This is a genomic window from Mesorhizobium sp. M8A.F.Ca.ET.057.01.1.1 (assembly GCF_003952565.1).
Lineage (GTDB): Bacteria > Pseudomonadota > Alphaproteobacteria > Rhizobiales > Rhizobiaceae > Mesorhizobium.
Map to the genome: position 1 here is coordinate 5,745,807 of NZ_CP034454.1, position 18,128 is coordinate 5,763,934.

16 protein-coding genes and 1 pseudogene are annotated in these 18,128 nt (G+C 64.8%); 14 read left to right on the forward strand and 3 right to left on the reverse strand.

The genetic code is table 11. From position 1 onward, the window contains the following. From EJ077_RS27305 to EJ077_RS27315, 3 genes are all read right to left on the reverse strand, one after another. The gene (locus EJ077_RS27305) at nt 1-1,332 is read right to left on the reverse strand and encodes an ActS/PrrB/RegB family redox-sensitive histidine kinase (RefSeq protein WP_208697733.1); all 1,332 of its coding nucleotides are present in this window, start codon (nt 1,330-1,332) and stop codon (nt 1-3) included. Between the two features lie 362 nt (nt 1,333-1,694). Continuing rightward, the gene (gene hrpB, locus EJ077_RS27310; protein ID WP_208697735.1) at nt 1,695-4,157 is read right to left on the reverse strand and encodes an ATP-dependent helicase HrpB; all 2,463 of its coding nucleotides are present in this window, start codon (nt 4,155-4,157) and stop codon (nt 1,695-1,697) included. Nucleotides 4,158-4,212: 55 nt separating this feature from the next. Beyond that, nucleotides 4,213-5,103 carry a DMT family transporter gene (locus EJ077_RS27315; RefSeq protein WP_208697736.1) on the reverse strand — a complete coding sequence of 297 codons (891 nt, stop codon included), beginning with the start codon at nt 5,101-5,103 and terminating at the stop codon, nt 4,213-4,215. A gap of 24 nt (nt 5,104-5,127) precedes the next feature. On the opposite strand from EJ077_RS27315, the gene EJ077_RS27320 reads away from it, so the two are divergent. From EJ077_RS27320 to dhaK, 14 genes and pseudogenes are all read left to right on the forward strand, one after another. Then, complete coding sequence (locus tag EJ077_RS27320; protein WP_208697737.1) at nt 5,128-5,817, forward strand: PIG-L deacetylase family protein; 690 nt, start codon at nt 5,128-5,130, stop codon at nt 5,815-5,817. A 252-nt stretch (nt 5,818-6,069) separates the two neighbouring features. Continuing rightward, nucleotides 6,070-7,401 carry an ABC transporter substrate-binding protein gene (locus EJ077_RS27325; protein WP_208697738.1) on the forward strand — a complete coding sequence of 444 codons (1,332 nt, stop codon included), beginning with the start codon at nt 6,070-6,072 and terminating at the stop codon, nt 7,399-7,401. A gap of 125 nt (nt 7,402-7,526) precedes the next feature. Beyond that, nucleotides 7,527-8,474, forward strand: a complete 948-nt coding sequence (locus EJ077_RS27330; RefSeq protein WP_208703143.1) for a carbohydrate ABC transporter permease — start codon at nt 7,527-7,529, stop codon at nt 8,472-8,474. Next, nucleotides 8,471-9,421, forward strand: coding sequence for a carbohydrate ABC transporter permease (locus EJ077_RS27335; protein ID WP_208697739.1), 951 nt, complete (start codon nt 8,471-8,473; stop codon nt 9,419-9,421). Before EJ077_RS27330 ends, EJ077_RS27335 begins: the two co-directional genes overlap by 4 nt. Nucleotides 9,422-9,637: 216 nt before the next feature. Further along, nucleotides 9,638-9,841: a hypothetical protein gene (locus EJ077_RS27340; protein ID WP_140733364.1), complete on the forward strand. Its 204-nt coding sequence runs from the start codon at nt 9,638-9,640 to the stop codon at nt 9,839-9,841. Between the two features lie 2 nt (nt 9,842-9,843). Continuing rightward, nucleotides 9,844-10,956 carry an ABC transporter ATP-binding protein gene (locus tag EJ077_RS27345; RefSeq protein ID WP_208697740.1) on the forward strand — a complete coding sequence of 371 codons (1,113 nt, stop codon included), beginning with the start codon at nt 9,844-9,846 and terminating at the stop codon, nt 10,954-10,956. Then, the gene (locus tag EJ077_RS27350; RefSeq protein ID WP_208697742.1) at nt 10,949-11,962 is read left to right on the forward strand and encodes an ABC transporter ATP-binding protein; all 1,014 of its coding nucleotides are present in this window, start codon (nt 10,949-10,951) and stop codon (nt 11,960-11,962) included. The genes EJ077_RS27345 and EJ077_RS27350 overlap by 8 nt, the downstream gene beginning before the upstream one ends. A 66-nt stretch (nt 11,963-12,028) precedes the next feature. After that, nucleotides 12,029-13,672 carry a dihydroxyacetone kinase subunit DhaK gene (locus EJ077_RS27355; RefSeq protein ID WP_208697744.1) on the forward strand — a complete coding sequence of 548 codons (1,644 nt, stop codon included), beginning with the start codon at nt 12,029-12,031 and terminating at the stop codon, nt 13,670-13,672. Between the two features lie 72 nt (nt 13,673-13,744). Next, on the forward strand, nt 13,745-14,347 hold the full coding sequence (gene dhaL, locus EJ077_RS27360; RefSeq protein WP_208697746.1) for a dihydroxyacetone kinase subunit DhaL: 603 nt from the start codon (nt 13,745-13,747) through the stop codon (nt 14,345-14,347). After that, nucleotides 14,344-14,733 (forward strand): dihydroxyacetone kinase phosphoryl donor subunit DhaM, encoded by a 390-nt coding sequence (dhaM, locus tag EJ077_RS27365; protein WP_208697748.1) that lies wholly within the window; start codon nt 14,344-14,346, stop codon nt 14,731-14,733. The genes dhaL and dhaM overlap by 4 nt, the downstream gene beginning before the upstream one ends. Nucleotides 14,734-14,752: 19 nt before the next feature. Next, the gene (locus EJ077_RS27370) at nt 14,753-15,055 is read left to right on the forward strand and encodes an HPr family phosphocarrier protein (RefSeq protein ID WP_140760692.1); all 303 of its coding nucleotides are present in this window, start codon (nt 14,753-14,755) and stop codon (nt 15,053-15,055) included. 41 nt (nt 15,056-15,096) lie between these two features. Continuing rightward, nucleotides 15,097-16,670: pseudogene (ptsP, locus tag EJ077_RS27375) on the forward strand (phosphoenolpyruvate--protein phosphotransferase). Between the two features lie 2 nt (nt 16,671-16,672). Next, on the forward strand, nt 16,673-17,095 hold the full coding sequence (locus tag EJ077_RS27380) for a hypothetical protein (RefSeq protein WP_208697750.1): 423 nt from the start codon (nt 16,673-16,675) through the stop codon (nt 17,093-17,095). Nucleotides 17,096-17,134: 39 nt separating this feature from the next. After that, nucleotides 17,135-18,121: a dihydroxyacetone kinase subunit DhaK gene (gene dhaK, locus EJ077_RS27385; RefSeq protein WP_208697753.1), complete on the forward strand. Its 987-nt coding sequence runs from the start codon at nt 17,135-17,137 to the stop codon at nt 18,119-18,121. The last annotated feature ends 7 nt before the right edge of the window (nt 18,122-18,128 follow it).

The window sequence follows — 18,128 nt, forward strand, 5'->3', positions numbered from 1 at the left end:
TTACGCAGTGTCAAACATGGTCGTCGGGGACGATTGCGGGTTCAGGAAGACATTTCTCGGCCACGAAATCCGCACCACCGCCCCTTCGCCGAGGCCGCTCGAATTGCGAAAATCGAGCGTGGCGCCAGACCGTTCGAGCAATGTCTTGGCAATGAACAGGCCGAGCCCGAGGCCGCCGCCAGCTTCCGTACCCTGGCGTGTCGACATATAGGGCTCGCCAATGCGGTCGATGATCTCGGGCGGAAAACCCGGGCCGTCATCGGTGATCGAGAAGGAGACCATCGCCTCGTCCCAGTTCCAGCGCACGGTGACGCTGTTGCGGGCGAAATCGACGGCATTCTCGACCAGGTTGCCGAGGCCGTAGATGACACCAGGGTTGCGCCGCCCGACAGGCTCCGGTCCGGTCCGGTCGCCGGGACGAAGCTTGATCGAAATCCCGAAGTCGCGATGCGGCGCGGTGACCTCCTCGACCAGCGAGGTCAGCGGCAGTCGGGACAGATGCGCCTCGCCCTCCGACGACAGGCTGGTCAGGCGCTTGAGGATTTCGCGGCAGCGCTCGCTCTGCGAGCGCAGCAGCTTCACGTCTTCCCCATATTTCGGATCGGTGCCGAGCGCCTTCTCCATTTCCTTGGCGACCAGCGTGATGGTGGCGAGCGGCGTGCCGAGTTCGTGCGCGGCGGCGGCGGCCAGGCCGTCGAGCGCGGAAAGGTGCTGCTCGCGCTGCAGCACCAGTTCGGTGGCGGCCAGCGCGTTGGCCAGAAGCCGGGCCTCGGCGGCCACCCGGAAGGCGTACATGGCGGTGAAGGCGATGGAGGACAGCACCGCCATCCACATGCCGGCGACATAGATGAAGGGCATCACCAGCGGCGCGCCTTCGTACCAGGGCAATGGCAGATGGCGGAAGACCAGCAAGGTCGCCGCCATCATCACCAGCCCGCCAAGGATGGCAGTGAGCCGAAGGGGCAGCGACGTCGCCGAAATGACGACGGGCACGGTCATCAGCAGCGAGAACGGGTTGGTCAGGCCGCCGGTCATGTAGAGCAGGCCGGCAAGCTGCAGGCTGTCGAAGATCAGGATGCCGAAGGCGGCGAACGGGGTGAGCCGATGCGCGGCCGGAAACCGGAAGGCCAGAAACAGGTTCATCCAGGCCGAACAGGCGATCAGCGCAAAACACAGGCTGACCGGCAGCGGGAATTTCAGGCCGTAGGCGACGACAAGAACCGTGACGCTTTGGCCGACAATGGCAAGCCAGCGTAGCCGGATCAGCGTGTTGAGGCGCAGCCGCTGGCTCTGCTGGAAATCGGGCGTGTTCAGGATATTGATCATGGCCATGGATTATGGATTACAGCCGCGGGATGGACAGCGCTAGTAGCGGTGCAAAGGGACATTAGGGATTGGCCGAGGCCTCTAAACTTCGTCATCCCAGGGCGGAGCAGGAGCGTAGCTCCGTCGCGGAGACCCTTGGATCCATTCCGTGACCTTGGCCATAGAGCGCACCGGAGCAGAATTCTGCACCGTGGCGGAATCGAAGGTCGCGGCATGGATCCCTTGGGCTGCGAAGCAGCTCCAGGGGTCTACGCTGCGTCGCTACGCTCCTTGCTCCGCCCGTGGATGACGAAATGACGGGGGTTTTACGCCAATCACCAATGTGAGCCGTCCGCCATATAAGGGGCTAGCCAGGCGTCGCCCCAAGTTTACGTGCCTCTCGGCTTCGCTCTTGCGGTCGCGGCGGCGAGCAGCGGATTCTCCGGCCAGACATGCTTGGGATAGCGGCCGCGCATGTCGGCGCGCACGTCGGCCCAGGAGCCGCGCCAGAAGCCTGGCAGGTCGCGCGTCGTCTGGATCGGCCGATGCGCCGGCGACAAAAGTTCGAGTGTCAACGGTACGGTGCCGTTGGCGATCGAAGGATGGCGGTCAAGGCCGAACAGTTCCTGGACGCGGACCGCCAGAACCGGCCATTCGCCGTCATAGCGGATCGGCACGTGGCTGCCCGACGGGGCGTCGAAATGGGTCGGCGCCAGCGCATCGACCTTGCGCTGCAGGTCATGCGGCACGAGCGACGACAGCCCGGCCGAGATCACACCGGGATCGATGGCAGCCAGGGACGCCGCACCGGAGAGAAACGGCAGCAGCCAGTCGTCGAGGCGCTCGATGAGCGCCTCATCCGACATGCCTGGCCAGGGCGCGCCTAAGCCTTTGTGCAGCCAGGACAGCCGCTGGCGCAGCGTCTGGGCCTCCTTGCTCCAGGTCAAAAGGGAAAGCCCGTGCTCGCGGAGCGCCTCGAGGATGGCGCGGTCGGCATCGGCGCCGGCCGGCGCCGGCAGCATGCGTTCGGCGAGCGTTATGGCGCCGAGGCGCACGGTTTCGCGCACCCGCACGGCACGGCGCTCGCGGTCGAAACTCGTCTGCCTGCGCGTTTCGATCTTGCCGCCAAGTGCTGACCGGATGTCCTCCTCGCTGATCGCCGCCGCCGCCGTGATGCGGGCATTCTGCGCCTTGCCCTGCAGGTCGGCGACGACCAGAAAGGGTTCGCCCGCTAGCGGATCGGCAGCGTCGAGCATGGCGCCGGAGCCATTGGCCAGCACGAAACGGCCGCGCTCGCCACGTGCCTTGGCGACGCGGTCCGGCCAGGCATGGATGAGCAGGGTTCCGGCCGGAACAGCTCCGCTGGTCTTCGCACCGCCTACCTGCCTGGCTAGGCGCTCGGCAAGCTGGCGCGCCGACGTGGCACGGGGCGATTTCTCGCCGCGAAAGCGCATCAGCCGCCGTTCGAGATCGGCACCGTCGCCGCCAAGGCCGCGTTCGGTGAGCAGCACCGCAAGCATGGCCGCCTCGCCGGCATGACCGCTGCCGGCCGCCTCGGCGACCATATGCGCCAGCCGCACCGGCAAGGCGAGCTTGCGCATCGAAGCGCCCGCTTCCGTCAAGCGCCCGGCCCCGTCGATGGCATCGAGCGCCCGCAGCAACGCCCTTGCCTCATTGAGCGCCGGCGCCGGCGGCGGATCGAGGAAAGCGAGTCTGGTTGGATCGGCGACGCCGAAGGCGGCGCAGTCGAGCAGCAGGCCGGACAGATCCGCCTCGAGGATTTCCGGCGGCGTGAAGGCGGGAAGTGCCGCCGTCTGCTCGGCCCGCCACAGCCGGATGGCGACGCCGGCCTGCGTGCGCCCGGCGCGGCCGGCGCGCTGGTCGGCGGAAGCCTTGCTGACGCGAACTGTTTCCAGCCGTGTCAGGCCGCTGGCCGGCTCATAGCGCGGCAGCCGCGACAGGCCGGAATCGATGACGACGCGCGCGCCGTCGATGGTGATCGAGGTTTCGGCGATCGAGGTCGCCAGCACCACCTTGCGGCGGCCCGCCGGTGCTGGCTTGATCGCGGCGTCCTGCGCCTTGCCGTCGAGCTGGCCATAGAGCGGGACGATGTCGGTGTCGGCGCCGACCTTGCCGGCCAGCCGCTCGGCGGTGCGCTCGATCTCGCGCTGGCCGGGCAGGAAGGCAAGCACGCTGCCGCTCTCCTCGGCAAGCGCCGCTCGGATCGCCCTGGCCATTGCATCCTCGATGGCGATGCCAGCCGGCCGTTCGTCGTACCTGACATCGACGGGGAAGGCGCGGCCCTGGCTTTCGATCACCGGCGCGCCCGACAGGAGTTTCGCGACCCGTGCGCCGTCGAGCGTCGCCGACATCACCAGCAGACGCAGATCCGGCCGCAGTGCGCCCTGCACGTCGAGGGCGAGAGCGAGACCAAAATCGCCGTCGAGCGAGCGCTCGTGGAATTCGTCGAAAATAACCGCCGAAACGCCAGGCAGTTCAGGGTCGCCAAGAATCATGCGCGACAGAACGCCCTCGGTGACAACAAGGATTTTCGTCCGTGCCGAGGTGCGGTTTTCCATCCGCATGGCGTAGCCCACCGTGGCGCCTGGTTCCTCGCCCAGCAACTCGGCCATGCGGCGCGCGGCGGCGCGGGCGGCGAGCCGGCGCGGCTCGAGCAACACGATCTTGCCCGTGCCCAGCCAGGGCGCATCGAGCAGCGCCAATGGCACCAGCGTGGTCTTGCCGGCACCGGGTGGCGCCACCAGCACGGCGCTGTTGCCGGAGCCGAGCGCCTCGCTCAGCGCCGGCAGCACGGCGGATACTGGAAGCTCCGGCAAGGATTTGGTCGTCATTGCGCCCGCATATCAGCCGTCACGGGGGCGGTGCAACTTATCGGACTGCGGCAACTCAAAGCCGGGTGCGCGAAAACGGGTTCCAGCGCACCGTACCCAGCCGCACTTCTTCGCGCACCATGGTCAGCAGGCCGGAGCCGCCGACGACCGCCAGGCCGACAAGCGACAGCCAGTCCGGATATTCGTGGAAGAACAGCGCGCCGAGGATCACCGCCCAGACGATCTGAGAATAATGCGTCGGCGCGATCCGGTTGGCGGGGGCGTGTTTGGCGGCCAGCAGTTGCAGCAATTGTCCGCCTGCGGTGAATGCGCCCGCCATCACCAGCCAGACCAGCTGTTTTCCATCCGGAACGGTGAAGGAGGTCGCGGCGGCACCGATGCCGTTGAACAGCAGTCCGTACCCGATCAGTACGCCGAGAATGGTTGTGCGTTTTTCCTGCTGCGCCAGCGAACGCATCAAGATGACGTTGGTGGCGGCGAGGAAAGCGATGATGAAAGCGGCAAGGTGGCCTAGGTGCAACTCGCGAAAGCCTGGCCTGACAACCAGCATGACGCCGGCGAAGCCGGCGACCACCGCCAGCCAGCGCCAGGGGCCGACCTTTTCCTTGAGAATCACGGTGGACAGAATGGTGACGCAGAGCGGCGCCAGAAAGATAAGCGCATAGGCCTCGGCCAGCGGAATGGTGGTGAAGGCATAGACGCTGAGCACGCCCGATGCGATGCCGGCCCAGGCCCGCGCCTGCACCGCCCAGGGGCGTTTGGTGCGCCAGAAATCACGCCAGCGCTCGCTGGCCGGCCGGCTGAAGAAAAGGAAGCAGCCGGCAAACAATGTCGAGAAGAAGCCGATCCCGAACACCGTGAATTGGCCGCCCAGGCTCTTGATAACGGCATCGCTGCACGAATAGCTTGCATAGGCGATCAGGGCGAGCAGGATTCCGTTCGGCACGTTTTTCCATTTCGGGAGAGAAGCTTGAAAATACTGGCGCTCGGTGCGCATCCGGACGACATCGAGATCTTCATGTTCGGTACGATGGCCGCCTATGCCGCGCAAGGCGCAGAACTCACTTTTGCCGTGGCCACCGATGGTGCCAGGGGCGGCAAGAGCGATCCCGCCGCTCTGGCTCGTGTCCGTCGCGAGGAAGCGGTGGCCGCGGCCGCGCTGCTCGGGGCCGCGCCGCGCTTTCTTGGCTTACCCGATGGCGAGCTGGTGGCGGATGCCGCACTGATCGATGCGCTGAAAACGCTGATCAGCGAAATCGGGCCGGATCTCGTGATCACGCACGCCCCCAACGACTACCACGCCGACCACCGCGCGCTCTCGGACGGGGTGCGCATCGCGGCGTCTTTCGGCGTCCCCGTGCTGCATGCCGACACGATGGGCGGCACCGGATTCTCGCCGACGCACTATGTCGATGTTTCCGCCCATGCCGAGATCAAGGCCAGGGCAATCCGCATGCACCAGTCTCAGGACCCGGATCGCTTCGTCGACATCGCCCTGACGCAGAACCTTTTTCGCTCGGGCCAATGCAATGGCGCACCGGGGTCGCAGGCCGAAGCCTTTCGCTTCGAACCGATGTTCCCCTTCGGGGATATCCGCGCGCTGCTGCCGCCCGCGCCGCCGATCCGGACGGTGATGGTGAGCACCAGGCGGGTCGACTGACCCCCCAGAGCCACGTCCACTCCGCGATCATCCGACCGGGCTCGGCGCTTTTCCCAACGTTTTCAGATACCGGCGCAAACATGCTGCGGCGCAGCAACGAATTCGCTTGCGTTGTTTAGTAAAAAGAGCATCACTAAACAAATTACTAAACATCTGCGGCGCGACGATGCCGCCATGTTTGGGCCTCTGAGGAGAGAGGTTGAAGGCTCTTGAGACAGTCATCCGGACGTGTTTCACAAATGGGAGGAAGGCATGAAATCGAGCTTTAAACTGGCTTTGGGACTGACCTCTGCGATTGCAGCGTCGACAGCCGTCTCGAACGCCGCGCACGCTGAAGACCTGACACTGTGCTGGGCCGCCTGGGACCCGGCCAACGCGCTTGTCGAACTGTCGAAGGATTTCACCAAGGAAACCGGCATCGGCATGAAATTCGAGTTCGTGCCGTGGACCAACTATGCAGACCGTTTCCTCAATGAGCTCAACTCGCACGGCAAGCTCTGCGACCTGATCATCGGCGACAGCCAGTGGATCGGCGGCGCGGCCGAGAACGGCCACTACGTCAAGCTGAACGACTTCTTCGACAAGGAGAAGATCAGCATGGACGACTTCGTGCCGGCGACCGTGGTCGGCTATTCGGAATGGCCGAAGAACACACCGAACTACTGGGCGCTGCCGGCCATGGGCGACGTCGTCGGCTGGACCTATCGCAAGGACTGGTTCTCGAAGCCCGAACTGCAGAAGGAGTTCAAGGAGAAGTATGGCTGGGATCTCGGCCCGCCTGCCACCTTCGACCAGTTGAAGCAGATCGCCGAATTCTTCCAGAAGCGGCAGATCGATGGCAAGACAGTCTACGGCGCCTCGATCTACACCGAGCGCGGTTCCGAAGGCATCACCATGGGCGCCATGGACGTGCTCTACAGCTATGGCTTCCAGTACGAAAACCCGAAGAAGCCCTACGAGATGGAAGGCTTCGTCAACTCCGAGAAATCGGTCAAGGGGCTGGAATTCTACAAGGCTCTCTATGACTGCTGCACCCCACCCGGCGCCTCGAACAGCTACATGGGTGAAGGCGTCGATGCCTTCAAATCCGGCCAGGTGGCGATGCACATGAACTTCGCCTTCACATGGCCGGGCCTGCAGAAGGACGAGAATGTCGGCGGCGACAAGATCGGCTATTTCGTCAACCCGAAGGGTCCTGACGGCGACCAGTTCGCCCAGCTCGGCGGCCAGGGCATTTCGGTGGTGTCCTATTCCGACAAGCAGGAAGCGGCGCTGAAATACATCAAGTGGTTCGCCAACAAGGACGTGCAGGCCAAGTGGTGGTCGCTTGGCGGCTATTCCTGCCTGAACGCGGTGGTGAAGAATCCGAAATTCCCCGCCAGCCAGCCCTACGCGCAGACCTTCCTCGACTCGATGGCCGTCGTGAAGGACTTCTGGGCCGAGCCGAGCTATGCACCGCTGCTGCAGGCCTCGCAGAAGCGCTTCCATGACTATGTCGTCGCCGGTCAGGGTTCGGCCAAGGATGCGCTCGACGGGCTGGTCAAGGACTGGACCCAAGTGTTCCAGGACGATGGCAAAATGTAACTGGGGCAAGATGTAACGGCTCCTCCCGAGCCAGGCCCAAGCGTCCCGTGCCGCCCTTGGCACGGGACGCAGTTCAGATAAATTCCATGATAGAGACGACCCAAGTGACCGAAGCAGGACTTACCATGCTCAATCGGACCGCGGAAAACGTTGCCCGGGCGACCCCGGAACCGTTGGCGCGCAAAGTCCGGGGCATCAGCGACAAGGGCCTCGCCTGGCTGTTCATCTCGCCGACGATCCTGTTGCTACTCGCCATCAATATCTTCCCCCTGTTCTGGGCGATCTATCTGTCGTTCACCAATTTTCGCGCCAACCGCCCGAACGAGGTGGTGAAGAACCTCGGTTTCGCGAACTACCAGCGCATCCTCGGCGACCAGGACATCTGGATCGCCATGCAAACGACAGCGCATTTCGTGTTCTGGACCATCCTGTTGCAGACGCTGATCGGCTTCTCGCTGGCCTGGCTGATCGACAGGAAGTTCCGCGGCCACGCTTTCTGGACGACGCTGATCCTGGTGCCGATGATGCTGTCGCCGGCAGTGGTCGGCAATTTCTGGCGCTTCCTCTACGAACCGCAGATCGGCCTGTTTTCCTATGTCATCTCGTTCGTGTCGGGCATTCCGCCGACAAGCATCCAGATGCTCTCCAACGTCTCGCTGGCACCGTGGTCGATCATCATCGTCGACACCTGGATGTGGACGCCCTACGTGATGCTGATCTGCCTCGCGGGCCTGCGCTCGATCCCCGAATACATCTATGAGGCGGCCGAGGTCGACCGCGCCTCCAACTGGCGGCAGTTCTGGTCGATCACGCTGCCGATGGCGCTGCCCTTCATCATGCTGGCGGTGCTGTTTCGCGGCATCGAGAACTTCAAGATGTTCGACATGGTCAATCTGCTGACTGGCGGCGGGCCGGGCTCGACCACCGAGGTGGCCTCGATCACGCTGAAACGGCAGGCCTTCGAAAGCTGGCGCACCGGCTATTCCTCGGCCTTCGCCATCATCCTGTTCGTCGCGGTGTTCGGTCTCGCCAACATCTACGTCAAGGCGCTCAACAAGGTGAAGCAGAGATGAGCCTGACCACAGCCCATTCGGTCGTCGCCCCCTCGGCAAACTCGAAGCGCATCGCCGGCGCGATCATCATCGCCTATGCGCTGATCTCGATCGTGCCGCTCCTGTGGATCTTCGCCACCAGCTTCAAGACGCCGCCGGATTCGATCGCCTATCCGCCGAAGATCGTGTTCCAGCCGAGCATCGAGGGCTACTGCAACCTGTTCACGACGCGAACCAGGCAGACGCCGGAATACATCAACTCGCTCGGACCAGCGACCGGCTTCTGCGACGAGACGGTGCGCAAGCGCAACATGGTGATCGCCGGGCCATCCAACTTCCTGCCGCGCTTCATCAATTCGCTGGTCATCGCCTTTGGCTCGACCTTCTGCGCCGTCTTTCTCGGCACATTGTCGGCCTATGGCTTCTCGCGCTTCAAGGTGCCGCTCGCCGACGACCTTCTGTTCTTCATCCTGTCGACACGCTTCATGCCGCCTATCGCGGTCGCTATTCCCATCTACCTGATGTACCGCGAACTCGGCCTGTCCGACACCGCGCTCGGCATGATCCTGCTCTACACGGCGGTCAATGTGTCGCTGGCGGTATGGCTGCTCAAAGGCTTCATCGACGAGATCCCGCGCGAGTATGAGGAAGCGGCGATGATCGACGGCTATACGCGGCTGCAGGCCTTCTGGCGCACCGTGCTGCCGCAGGCCACGACCGGCATCGCCGCGACCGCCATCTTCTGCCTGATCTTCGCCTGGAACGAGTATGCGTTCGCCGCGCTGCTAACCTCCGGCACGGCACAGACCGCGCCGCCCTTCATCCCGACCATCATCGGCGAAGGCGGCCAGGACTGGCCGGCGGTTGCGGCCGGCACGACGATCTTCCTGGTGCCGATCCTTGTCTTCACCATCCTGCTCCGCAAGCAATTGCTGCGCGGCATCACCTTCGGCGCGGTGCGCAAATGATGGACTTGGCACAAAGTCGACCCCCACTCCGTCGAGCTTCGCTCGACACCTCTCCCCCGATCGACGGGGGAGAGGAAGGGCGCGAACTTCGTTCACCCAGGCTCCCTTCCTCTCCCTCCGGAGGGGGAGAGGTGGCGCTGCGAAGCAGCGACGGAGTGGGGGAACCACTTGGCAACCATCTCTCCCCTTAAACGGGGAGAAGGAAGGAGGTGCCGCATGACGCGCCCCGCCATCTCCAGAAAATCGTCGTGGCCCCGCTGGGCAAGGCGCGGACTGATGGAAAACATCGCGACCGCACTGATCGCCATCGGTTTCCTGATGCTGTTCCAGCCCTTCGCGCTGTCGCTCTACACCTATTCCTTCATCACCATGCTTGCCGGCACGGTGATGTTCATCATCGTCTCGAAATTCCCGGAATAATCATGGCCGAAATCCGCGTCCAGCATCTGAGAAAGGCCTTCGGCGATTTCGTCGCCGTGCAGGATTCCAACTTCGTCGTCGAGGATGGCGAGTTCTTCGTCATGCTCGGCCCATCGGGCTGCGGCAAGACGACGACACTGCGCATGATCGCCGGGCTCGAGCTGCCGACCGGCGGCCAGATCCTGCTCGGCGGCGACGACGTCACCATGCTCAGAGCCCGCGAGCGCGACATCGCCTTCGTCTTCCAGCTGTTCGCGCTCTACCCGCACATGAATGTGCGCAAGAACATCGGCTTCCCGCTGCTGGCGCAAGGCATACCCTCCGCCGAAATCCGCAGCCGCGTCGAGGAAACCGCGAAGCTTCTGCGCATCGACCATCTGCTCGACAAATCGGTCTCCGGCCTCGCCGGTGGCGACCGCCAGCGCGTCGCGCTCGGCCGCGCCATCGTGCGGCGGCCAAAATGCTTCTTGATGGACGAACCGCTGGGGACCCTCGACACCGAATTCCGCGACCTGATGGTCCATGAATTGCGCGAACTGCACAACCGCATCCACGCGACGACTGTGTACGTCACACATGACCAGATGGAAGCCATGTCGATGGCCGACAAGATCGCTGTCATGAACCACGGCGTCATCGAGCAGTTCGGCACGCCACGCGAGATCTACGACCGCCCCGCGACCATGTTCGTCGCCGACTTCATCGGCTCGCCGCCGATGAACTTCCTGGGCTTCGGCGGCGGGCTCGCCAAGGGCGCGAAGGAGATCGTCGTGCAGGGCGCCAAAGTCACGGTGCCGGAGGTACGCGAGGATATCGCCCCGGCCGACATGGCGCTCGGCATCCGCCCCGAACACATCCGCTTCGACGACGCATCGAAACTACGCGGCGCCATCTACGGCACCGAATATCTCGGCACCACACAGATCGTCGCGGTGGAAACATCGGACGGCATCATCAAGGCGCGTGTGCCGGCCGAAATCCGGCTCAACGCCGGCGACCATGTCGGCCTGACGCTGAACAGCGCGCGGCTGTCGCTGTTCGAAAAAGGCTCAGGGCGCGCGGTGAAAACCGCGATCCACGATACCGCCTCTCAGGGGAGAGTGCAGCATGGCTGATGTGCACATCAAAGGCGTGACCAAGAGTTTCGGCGAGCATGTCGCCGTCAACGGTCTCGACCTGCATATATCAGACGGCGAGTTCGTCGTGCTGCTCGGGCCGACCGGCGCCGGCAAGACGACGACACTGCGGCTGATCGCCGGACTGGAGCGGCCGGATACCGGTACGATCGAGATCGGCGGCCACAATGCCACGAACCTGTCACCGGCCGAGCGCGACACCGCTTTCGTTTTCCAGCAATATTCGCTCTATCCGCATCTGTCGGTGTTCGACAATCTCGCCTTTCCCCTGCGGTCGCCGGCGCGGAAAATACCGGAAGAACAGATCCGCCGTCGGGTCGAGGAGGTGGCGAAGATGGTGCGCATCCATCACAAGCTTGCCAACCGTTCGACGAATTTGTCGGGCGGCGAAATGCAGCGCGTCGCCATCGGCCGCGCGCTGGTCCGCAAGCCGTCCATCTACCTGATGGACGAGCCGCTGTCGTCGCTGGACGCCAAGCTGCGCGCGGATCTGAGGCTCGAACTGAAACGCATCCAGTCCGAGCTCGGCGCCACCATGCTTTACGTCACCCACGACCAGATCGAGGCGATGACCATGGCAGATCGCATCGGCATCCTGGCCGATGGCGTGCTGGTCCAGATCGGAACGCCACGAACCATCTACTCCGAGCCGGCAAACCTGCATGTCGCGGCACGGCTCGGCCAGCCCGCCATCAATCTTCTACCGACGGGGCTGCTGCCGGATGGCAGCGCGCCGGCCGGCACCAAGACGATCGGCGCGCGGACCGAGCACCTGGCGATCGGGAAGGCCGTGAATGGCCATGCCGACGGCGTCGTCGACTGGGTCGAGCATCTCGGCGACCAGAACCATCTGCATGTGACGGTGGGGCCGAAGAAACTGGTGACGCTGACCGATCCCGACACGGATCTGGCGCAAGGCGACAAAGTGGTGATCCGCTATCGCTCGCCGCTCTATTTCGGCGCTGACGGACATCGACTGATGTGAATGGTTTTTCGGCGCTCCCGCCAAGGTGATGCCGGCTTCTGATTGACGAAATACGGGACGAATTCGATGAAGCACTTTTTCAACCGCAGGGAAACGATCGTCACCGAGGCACTGGACGGATTGTTGCGCACCATTGGCTCAGGCGACCTCGCGCGCCTCGACGGCTATCCCGAGATCAAGGTCGTGCTTCGCGCCGATTGGGACAAGACGAAGGTCAGCGTCGTCTCCGGCGGCGGCGCCGGGCACGAGCCGTCGCATGCCGGCTTAGTCGGCAAGGGCATGCTGACAGCTGCCGTCTCGGGCGAGATCTTTGCCTCGCCGAGCGTCGAAGCGGTGCTGGCGGCCATTCGCGCGGTCACCGGACCGGCCGGCTGCCTGCTGATCGTCAAGAACTACACCGGTGACCGGCTCAATTTCGGCCTCGCCGCGGAAAAGGCGCGTGCCGAAGGCTTTCGAGTCGAGATGGTGATCGTCGCCGACGACATCGCGCTGCCCGACATCGCCCAGCCGCGCGGTGTCGCGGGCACGCTGTTCGTGCACAAGATAGCAGGCCATCAGTCGGAAGCCGGCCGGGATCTGGCCGAGGTCGCGGCCGCGGCGCGGGCGGCTGCGAAGGACATCGTTTCGCTCGGCATGTCGCTGTCGTCCTGTTCGATCCCGGGTCAGCCGCATGACGACCGGTTCGGCGCCGATGATGGCGAACTCGGCCTTGGCATCCACGGCGAGCCCGGCGTCGAGCGCATCGCGGTGCAGAGCGTCGACCGGCTGGTGGCGATCATGGCGGAGCGCTTAGCAGTGCGGCTCGACCCGAAGGCCCGCCATGCCTTGCTCATCAACAATCTCGGCTCGGTGCCGCCGCTTGAAATGTCTGTTATCGCCAATGCGGTACTTGCCTCGCCGCTCGCCAGGGCCGTCAAGTTGACGATCGGTCCCGGCCCGCTGATGACGGCGCTCAACATGAACGGGTTCTCGCTGTCGCTGATCCGGCTCGATGCGGCGCGCGAAGCGGCCCTGCTGGCGCCGGTCGGCCCGCACGCCTGGATGCCGGCAAGGCCGCTCGTGGCGCCTGCTATCGTGCCTATTGCCAAAACAGCCGGACAAGGCGCGGCACGCAAGGCCAGCCACGACCCAGGCACAAGGCGCTTGATTGTCGCGGTCTGTGAAAAGCTGATTTCGCTTGAAGCGACATTGAACGGCCTGGACGCCAAGGCAGGTGACGGCGACACCGGTTCGACGGTGGCGACTGGCGCACGCAGCGTCCTCGAACGGCTCGATAAGCTGCCGCTTGCCGACCCCGCAGCGACGCTTGGCGCCGTGGGCGATCTTCTGAGCGCCTCGATGGGCGGCTCCAGTGGGGTGTTGTTGTCGATCTTCTTCACAACAGGGTCGCGGGCCCTCGATGGCGGCACTGATGTGCCCAAGGCCCTGCTTGCCGGGCTTGAACGAATGACCTTCTACGGTGGCGCGAAACCCGGCGATCGCACCATGGTCGACGCGCTGGAGCCGGCCTTGAGGGCGCTCGACGCCAAGGGCCTGGAGGAAGCCGCGATAGCGGCCGGGCGCGGTGCCGAAGCCACGGCCGCGATGGAGAGGGCGAAGGCCGGCCGGTCCGCTTATGTCGGCACCAAATTGCAAGGTGTGGTCGACCCCGGTGCTCATGCCGTGGCCGAAGTGTTCGCGGCCGCCGCCGCGCAGCATGCCACGGCCTGACACATGCTCCAGTTGCCGAACGACCGTTCTTTCGCTACTGCCGGCAAGGTGCAAACCGGGAATTCGGGCGACATGACGGCGCTGAATCTTTCGAAGCTGATCACGGCCGCCGCGGATACGATTGCCGAACACGCAGAGGAATTGACGGCGCTCGACCAGGCGATCGGCGACGGCGACCATGGACTGAACATGAAGCGCGGCTTCGAAGCCGTGCGCGCCGAGGCGGATGTGTTCGCGGCAAAGCCGCTGCCAGACGCCCTGAAGGCGATCGGCACCAAGCTGGTGATGACGGTGGGCGGTGCGTCCGGGCCGCTCTTCGGCACGTTGTTCATGGCGCTCGGCAAGGAGGTTTCGGCGGAACCTGATCGCGCCAACCTGACGGCTGCCTTCGGCAAGGCGATCGAAGCGGTGGCCGCGCGCGGCAAGTCACATGTCGGCCAGAAAACCATGCTCGATGTGCTGCAGCCGGTGCATGACGCGTTAGCCGGGGGGAAGACGGTAGCTGAAATAGTCGACATCGCCGACGCCGCCGCCGAAGCGACCGTGCCGATGAAGGCCCTGCGAGGGCGTGCCTCGTTCCTCGGCGACCGCTCGATTGGCCATATGGATGCCGGCGCGCGCTCGACCGCGCTGCTGGTGCGCACGCTGGCGCAAATCATCGGGGACAAGGCATGAGCAATGTCGGGATCGTGATAGTGTCGCATTCGCCGCTGGTCGCGGAAGGCACGGCCGACATGGTACGCCAGATGGTGGGCGACGAAGTGCCACTTGCATGGTGCGGCGGAAACGGCCATGGCGGGCTCGGCACCAATGTCGAGGCGATCATGGACGCCATCGACAGAGCCTGGTCGGACGCCGGCGTCGCCATACTGGTCGATCTCGGCGGCGCCGAGACCAATTCGGAGATGGCGGTGGAGATGATCGGCGAACCGCGCGCGCAGAAGATCATCGTCTGCAACGCGCCGATCGTCGAGGGCGCGGTGATGGCGGCGACCGAGGCATCCGGCGGCGCCTCGCTCCGGGAAGTGGTGGCGACGGCGCACGAATTGTCGCCGTCGTGAGTGAACGGGAATTTTGAAGATGTCCGCAACCGCCGAAGCGACCGTCCTGATCACCCATGATGTGGGCCTGCATGCGCGTCCTTCGGTGAAATTCACCAAGCTGGCCAAGAGCTTTGCCGCCGACGTGGAAATTGCGCTCGCCGCCAACGGCCCGTGGTTCGACGCAAAGAGCATCGTCAAGGTGATGGCAGCCAAAGCGCCGAAGGGCACGGTGCTGCACATCAGGGCCAATGGCGATGGCGCCGATGATGCGATCCGCGCGCTGATCGAACTGGTGCAGCGCGATTTCGACGAGGACGCCGGCCATGTCCGCTCGGCTTGAGGCCGTTGCATGCCTTGGCCGGCCCGCAGGGAATGCGGGCCATGCGCATTGAAGGTGTTCCGGCCTCGGCCGGCTATGCCGAGGGCCTCTGTTCGACCTCGGCCGGCCTGCGGGCCTTTACACGAGCAAGGCAAGCTCCGCCGAGGAGAAGTTGTCGCTGGAAGCCGCGATCGGCAAGGCGGTGAACCGGCTCGTGGCCATCGTCGGAACCGCCGACAGGGATGCCGCCGGCATACTCGAATTCCACATCGCCATGCTGGAAGACGACGCGTTGAGCGGGCCGGCCTTCGCATCGATCGCTTCCGGAAAAACCGCCGACGCGGCCTGGCGGCAGGCACTCGATGCCGAGATCGCCGGCTACGACGCCTCGGACCAGGATTATTTCCGCGCCCGCGCCACGGACCTGCGCGATATCAGGGACCAGGTGCTGCGCGCCCTGACCGAGGATGGTGGCAGCACGGCACCGACCGGCGCCATCCTCTGCGGCGAGGATATCGCGCCGACGCGCTTTCTCGAGACCGACTGGAGCCATGGCGGCGGCATCGCGCTGAAGGCAGGAAGCATCGCCAGCCACGTCGCCATGCTGGCGCGCTCGCGTGGCGTGCCGATGGTCGTGGGTCTGCACGAGCCGCTCACCGCCGTTGCCGGCATGGCGCTGCTCGACGCCGAGCACGGCACGATCGTTCTGGCGCCCTCACCCATGGAGATCGGCTCGTTCCGACAGGCGTCGTTTTCCTTCGCGGCTCGACAGGGCAAGGCACAGACCTTTCTGGCGCGGCCGGCGGCGACGAAGCGCGGCACCGCGGTGCGCGTGCAGGTCAACATCGCCGACCCCGGCGATGTCGATGCCATCGACATCGCGACCTGCGACGGTGTCGGCCTGATGCGCACGGAGTTTCTGTTCGGCAAGACGCTGCCGGATGAAGAGACGCAGTATCGCGCCTATCGCAAGGTGCTGGAATGGGCCGGCGAAAAGCCGGTGACGATCCGCACCGTCGATGCTGGAGGCGACAAGCCCGTGCCGGGCTTCACCGTCGAGGAAGGCAATCCGTTCCTCGGCCTGCGCGGCATCAGGCTGTCGCTGGCCAGGCTCGATATATTCCGTGCCCAAATCAGGGCATTGCTGCGCGCCGCGCCACACGGCAATCTCAAAGTCATGTTTCCGATGATCGCCACATCAGAAGAGTATGAACGCGCCGCCGCCCTGTTCGCCGAGGAGCGGGCGGCGCTCGCCGCGCGCGGCGTCGCGCACAAAATGCCGCCGCTCGGCATCATGGTCGAGGTGCCTTCGGTGGCCATCGCGCCGGAGGCGTTCGCCGGCGTCGCCTTCTTCTCGATCGGCTCCAACGACCTCACGCAATATGTGATGGCGGCTGCCCGCGACAATGCCGCGGTCGCGCATCTTAACTCTGTGCGCCATCCGGCCGTCTTGCGGTTGGTCGGTTCGGTAGCGGCCTTCGGACAGGAAAACGGTATCCCCGTCAGCCTGTGCGGCGACGCCGGCGGCGATCCTGCCTCGATCCCATCGCTGCTCGAGGCCGGCCTGCGCGATCTCTCGGTCGCGCCGGCGCAACTCGCCATGGCCAAGGCTGCGATAGCGGACGTCGCGGTCTAGGCATGATCGACAACGCACCCCAGCCCGGTTCCGACGAGGCGATCCGCGCCTACAAGACGATCCTGTCGCACGTCATCGACCAGCGTCCGTCGGGCATGCGCCAGCGCCTCGCCGACGCGCTCGGCAAGCACCGCAGCTTCGTCACGCAGATTTCGAGCCCCGCCTATTCGACCCCGATCCCGTCAAAGCATCTTCCCGCCATCTTTTCCGTCTGCCATTTTAGCCCAGCCGAGCGCGACCAGTTTCTCGCCGCCTACCATCAGGCACATCCCGGGAAGATCTCGGCCGCCGCAGGGGCGCGCAAGACAAGGCACGTTTCGCTCATCGTGCCGGATTTCGGCGATGACAAGCAGAATGCAGCGCTCGACCGCGCAATCAACGAATTCATCCAGAAGGTCACCAGCATCACCGGCAAGAGTGGCTGATCGACCCTTGATGCCAGGCTATTTCGGGAGGAGACAGCCGTGAAGAAATTCATGAACTCGGTGGACACGGTGCTGACCGAGAGCCTCGACGGTTTTGTGGCCGCCCATGCCGACATCCTGGTGCTTGGCGAGGAGCACAAATTCATCCGCCGCAAGACCCTCAAGCCGGGCAAGGTGGCGCTGATCTCCGGCGGCGGCTCCGGCCACGAGCCGCTGCATGGCGGCTTTGTCGGCCATGGCATGCTGGACGCCGCCTGTCCCGGCCAGGTGTTCACCTCGCCGACGCCGGATCAGATGCTGGCGGCCGCGCAAGCTGCCGACACCGGCGCCGGCTGCCTGTTCATCGTCAAGAACTATGAGGGCGACGTGATGAATTTCGACATGGCGGCGGAGATGTCGGAAGGCGTGCTGCAGGTGGTGACCAATGACGACGTCGCCGTCGAGAACTCTTCCTATACGACCGGACGGCGCGGCGTCGCCGGCACATTGGTGGTGGAAAAGATCGTCGGCGCCGCCGCCGAGCACGGCCTGGCGTTACCGGCGTTGAAGGCGCTGGGCGACCGCGTCAACGCCGCGACCCGCTCGATGGGCGTGGCGCTGACCAGCGGCACCGTGCCGGCGGCCGGCAAACCGACCTTCGACATTGGCGAGGGCGAGATGGAATTCGGCGTCGGCCTCCACGGCGAGCCCGGCCGCCGCCGCGACACCTTGAGGAGCGCCGATGCGATTGCGCAGGAGATCTGCGCCGCGATCCTGGGCGATCTCGGCGACAGGGCGAACGGCCCGGCGCTGCTGTTCGTCAACGGCTTCGGCGGCACGCCGCTGATGGAGCTCTATTTGATGTACAACAGCGCCCGCCGGATTTTCGAGCAGCATGGCGTGACGATTGCCCGCTCGCTGGTCGGCACCTATGTCACCTCGCTCGACATGGCCGGCTGCTCGATCACGCTGACTCGGCTTGACGGCGATATGACAGGCTGGTGGGACGCACCTGTCCACACGGCGGCGCTGCGCTGGGGCATGTAAGGCTGGC

What these genes read in the sequence shown, in the direction of transcription:
- EJ077_RS27305 (WP_208697733.1), bottom strand. Translation starts at nt 1,332, where the DNA reads ATGGCCATGATCAATATCCTGAACACGCCCGATTTCCAGCAGAGCCAG.
- hrpB (WP_208697735.1), bottom strand. Translation starts at nt 4,157, where the DNA reads ATGACGACCAAATCCTTGCCGGAGCTTCCAGTATCCGCCGTGCTGCCG.
- EJ077_RS27325 (WP_208697738.1), top strand. Translation starts at nt 6,070, where the DNA reads ATGAAATCGAGCTTTAAACTGGCTTTGGGACTGACCTCTGCGATTGCA.
- EJ077_RS27330 (WP_208703143.1), top strand. Translation starts at nt 7,527, where the DNA reads ATGCTCAATCGGACCGCGGAAAACGTTGCCCGGGCGACCCCGGAACCG.
- EJ077_RS27335 (WP_208697739.1), top strand. Translation starts at nt 8,471, where the DNA reads ATGAGCCTGACCACAGCCCATTCGGTCGTCGCCCCCTCGGCAAACTCG.
- EJ077_RS27340 (WP_140733364.1), top strand. Translation starts at nt 9,638, where the DNA reads ATGACGCGCCCCGCCATCTCCAGAAAATCGTCGTGGCCCCGCTGGGCA.
- EJ077_RS27345 (WP_208697740.1), top strand. Translation starts at nt 9,844, where the DNA reads ATGGCCGAAATCCGCGTCCAGCATCTGAGAAAGGCCTTCGGCGATTTC.
- EJ077_RS27350 (WP_208697742.1), top strand. Translation starts at nt 10,949, where the DNA reads ATGGCTGATGTGCACATCAAAGGCGTGACCAAGAGTTTCGGCGAGCAT.
- EJ077_RS27355 (WP_208697744.1), top strand. Translation starts at nt 12,029, where the DNA reads ATGAAGCACTTTTTCAACCGCAGGGAAACGATCGTCACCGAGGCACTG.
- dhaL (WP_208697746.1), top strand. Translation starts at nt 13,745, where the DNA reads ATGACGGCGCTGAATCTTTCGAAGCTGATCACGGCCGCCGCGGATACG.
- dhaM (WP_208697748.1), top strand. Translation starts at nt 14,344, where the DNA reads ATGAGCAATGTCGGGATCGTGATAGTGTCGCATTCGCCGCTGGTCGCG.
- EJ077_RS27370 (WP_140760692.1), top strand. Translation starts at nt 14,753, where the DNA reads ATGTCCGCAACCGCCGAAGCGACCGTCCTGATCACCCATGATGTGGGC.
- EJ077_RS27380 (WP_208697750.1), top strand. Translation starts at nt 16,673, where the DNA reads ATGATCGACAACGCACCCCAGCCCGGTTCCGACGAGGCGATCCGCGCC.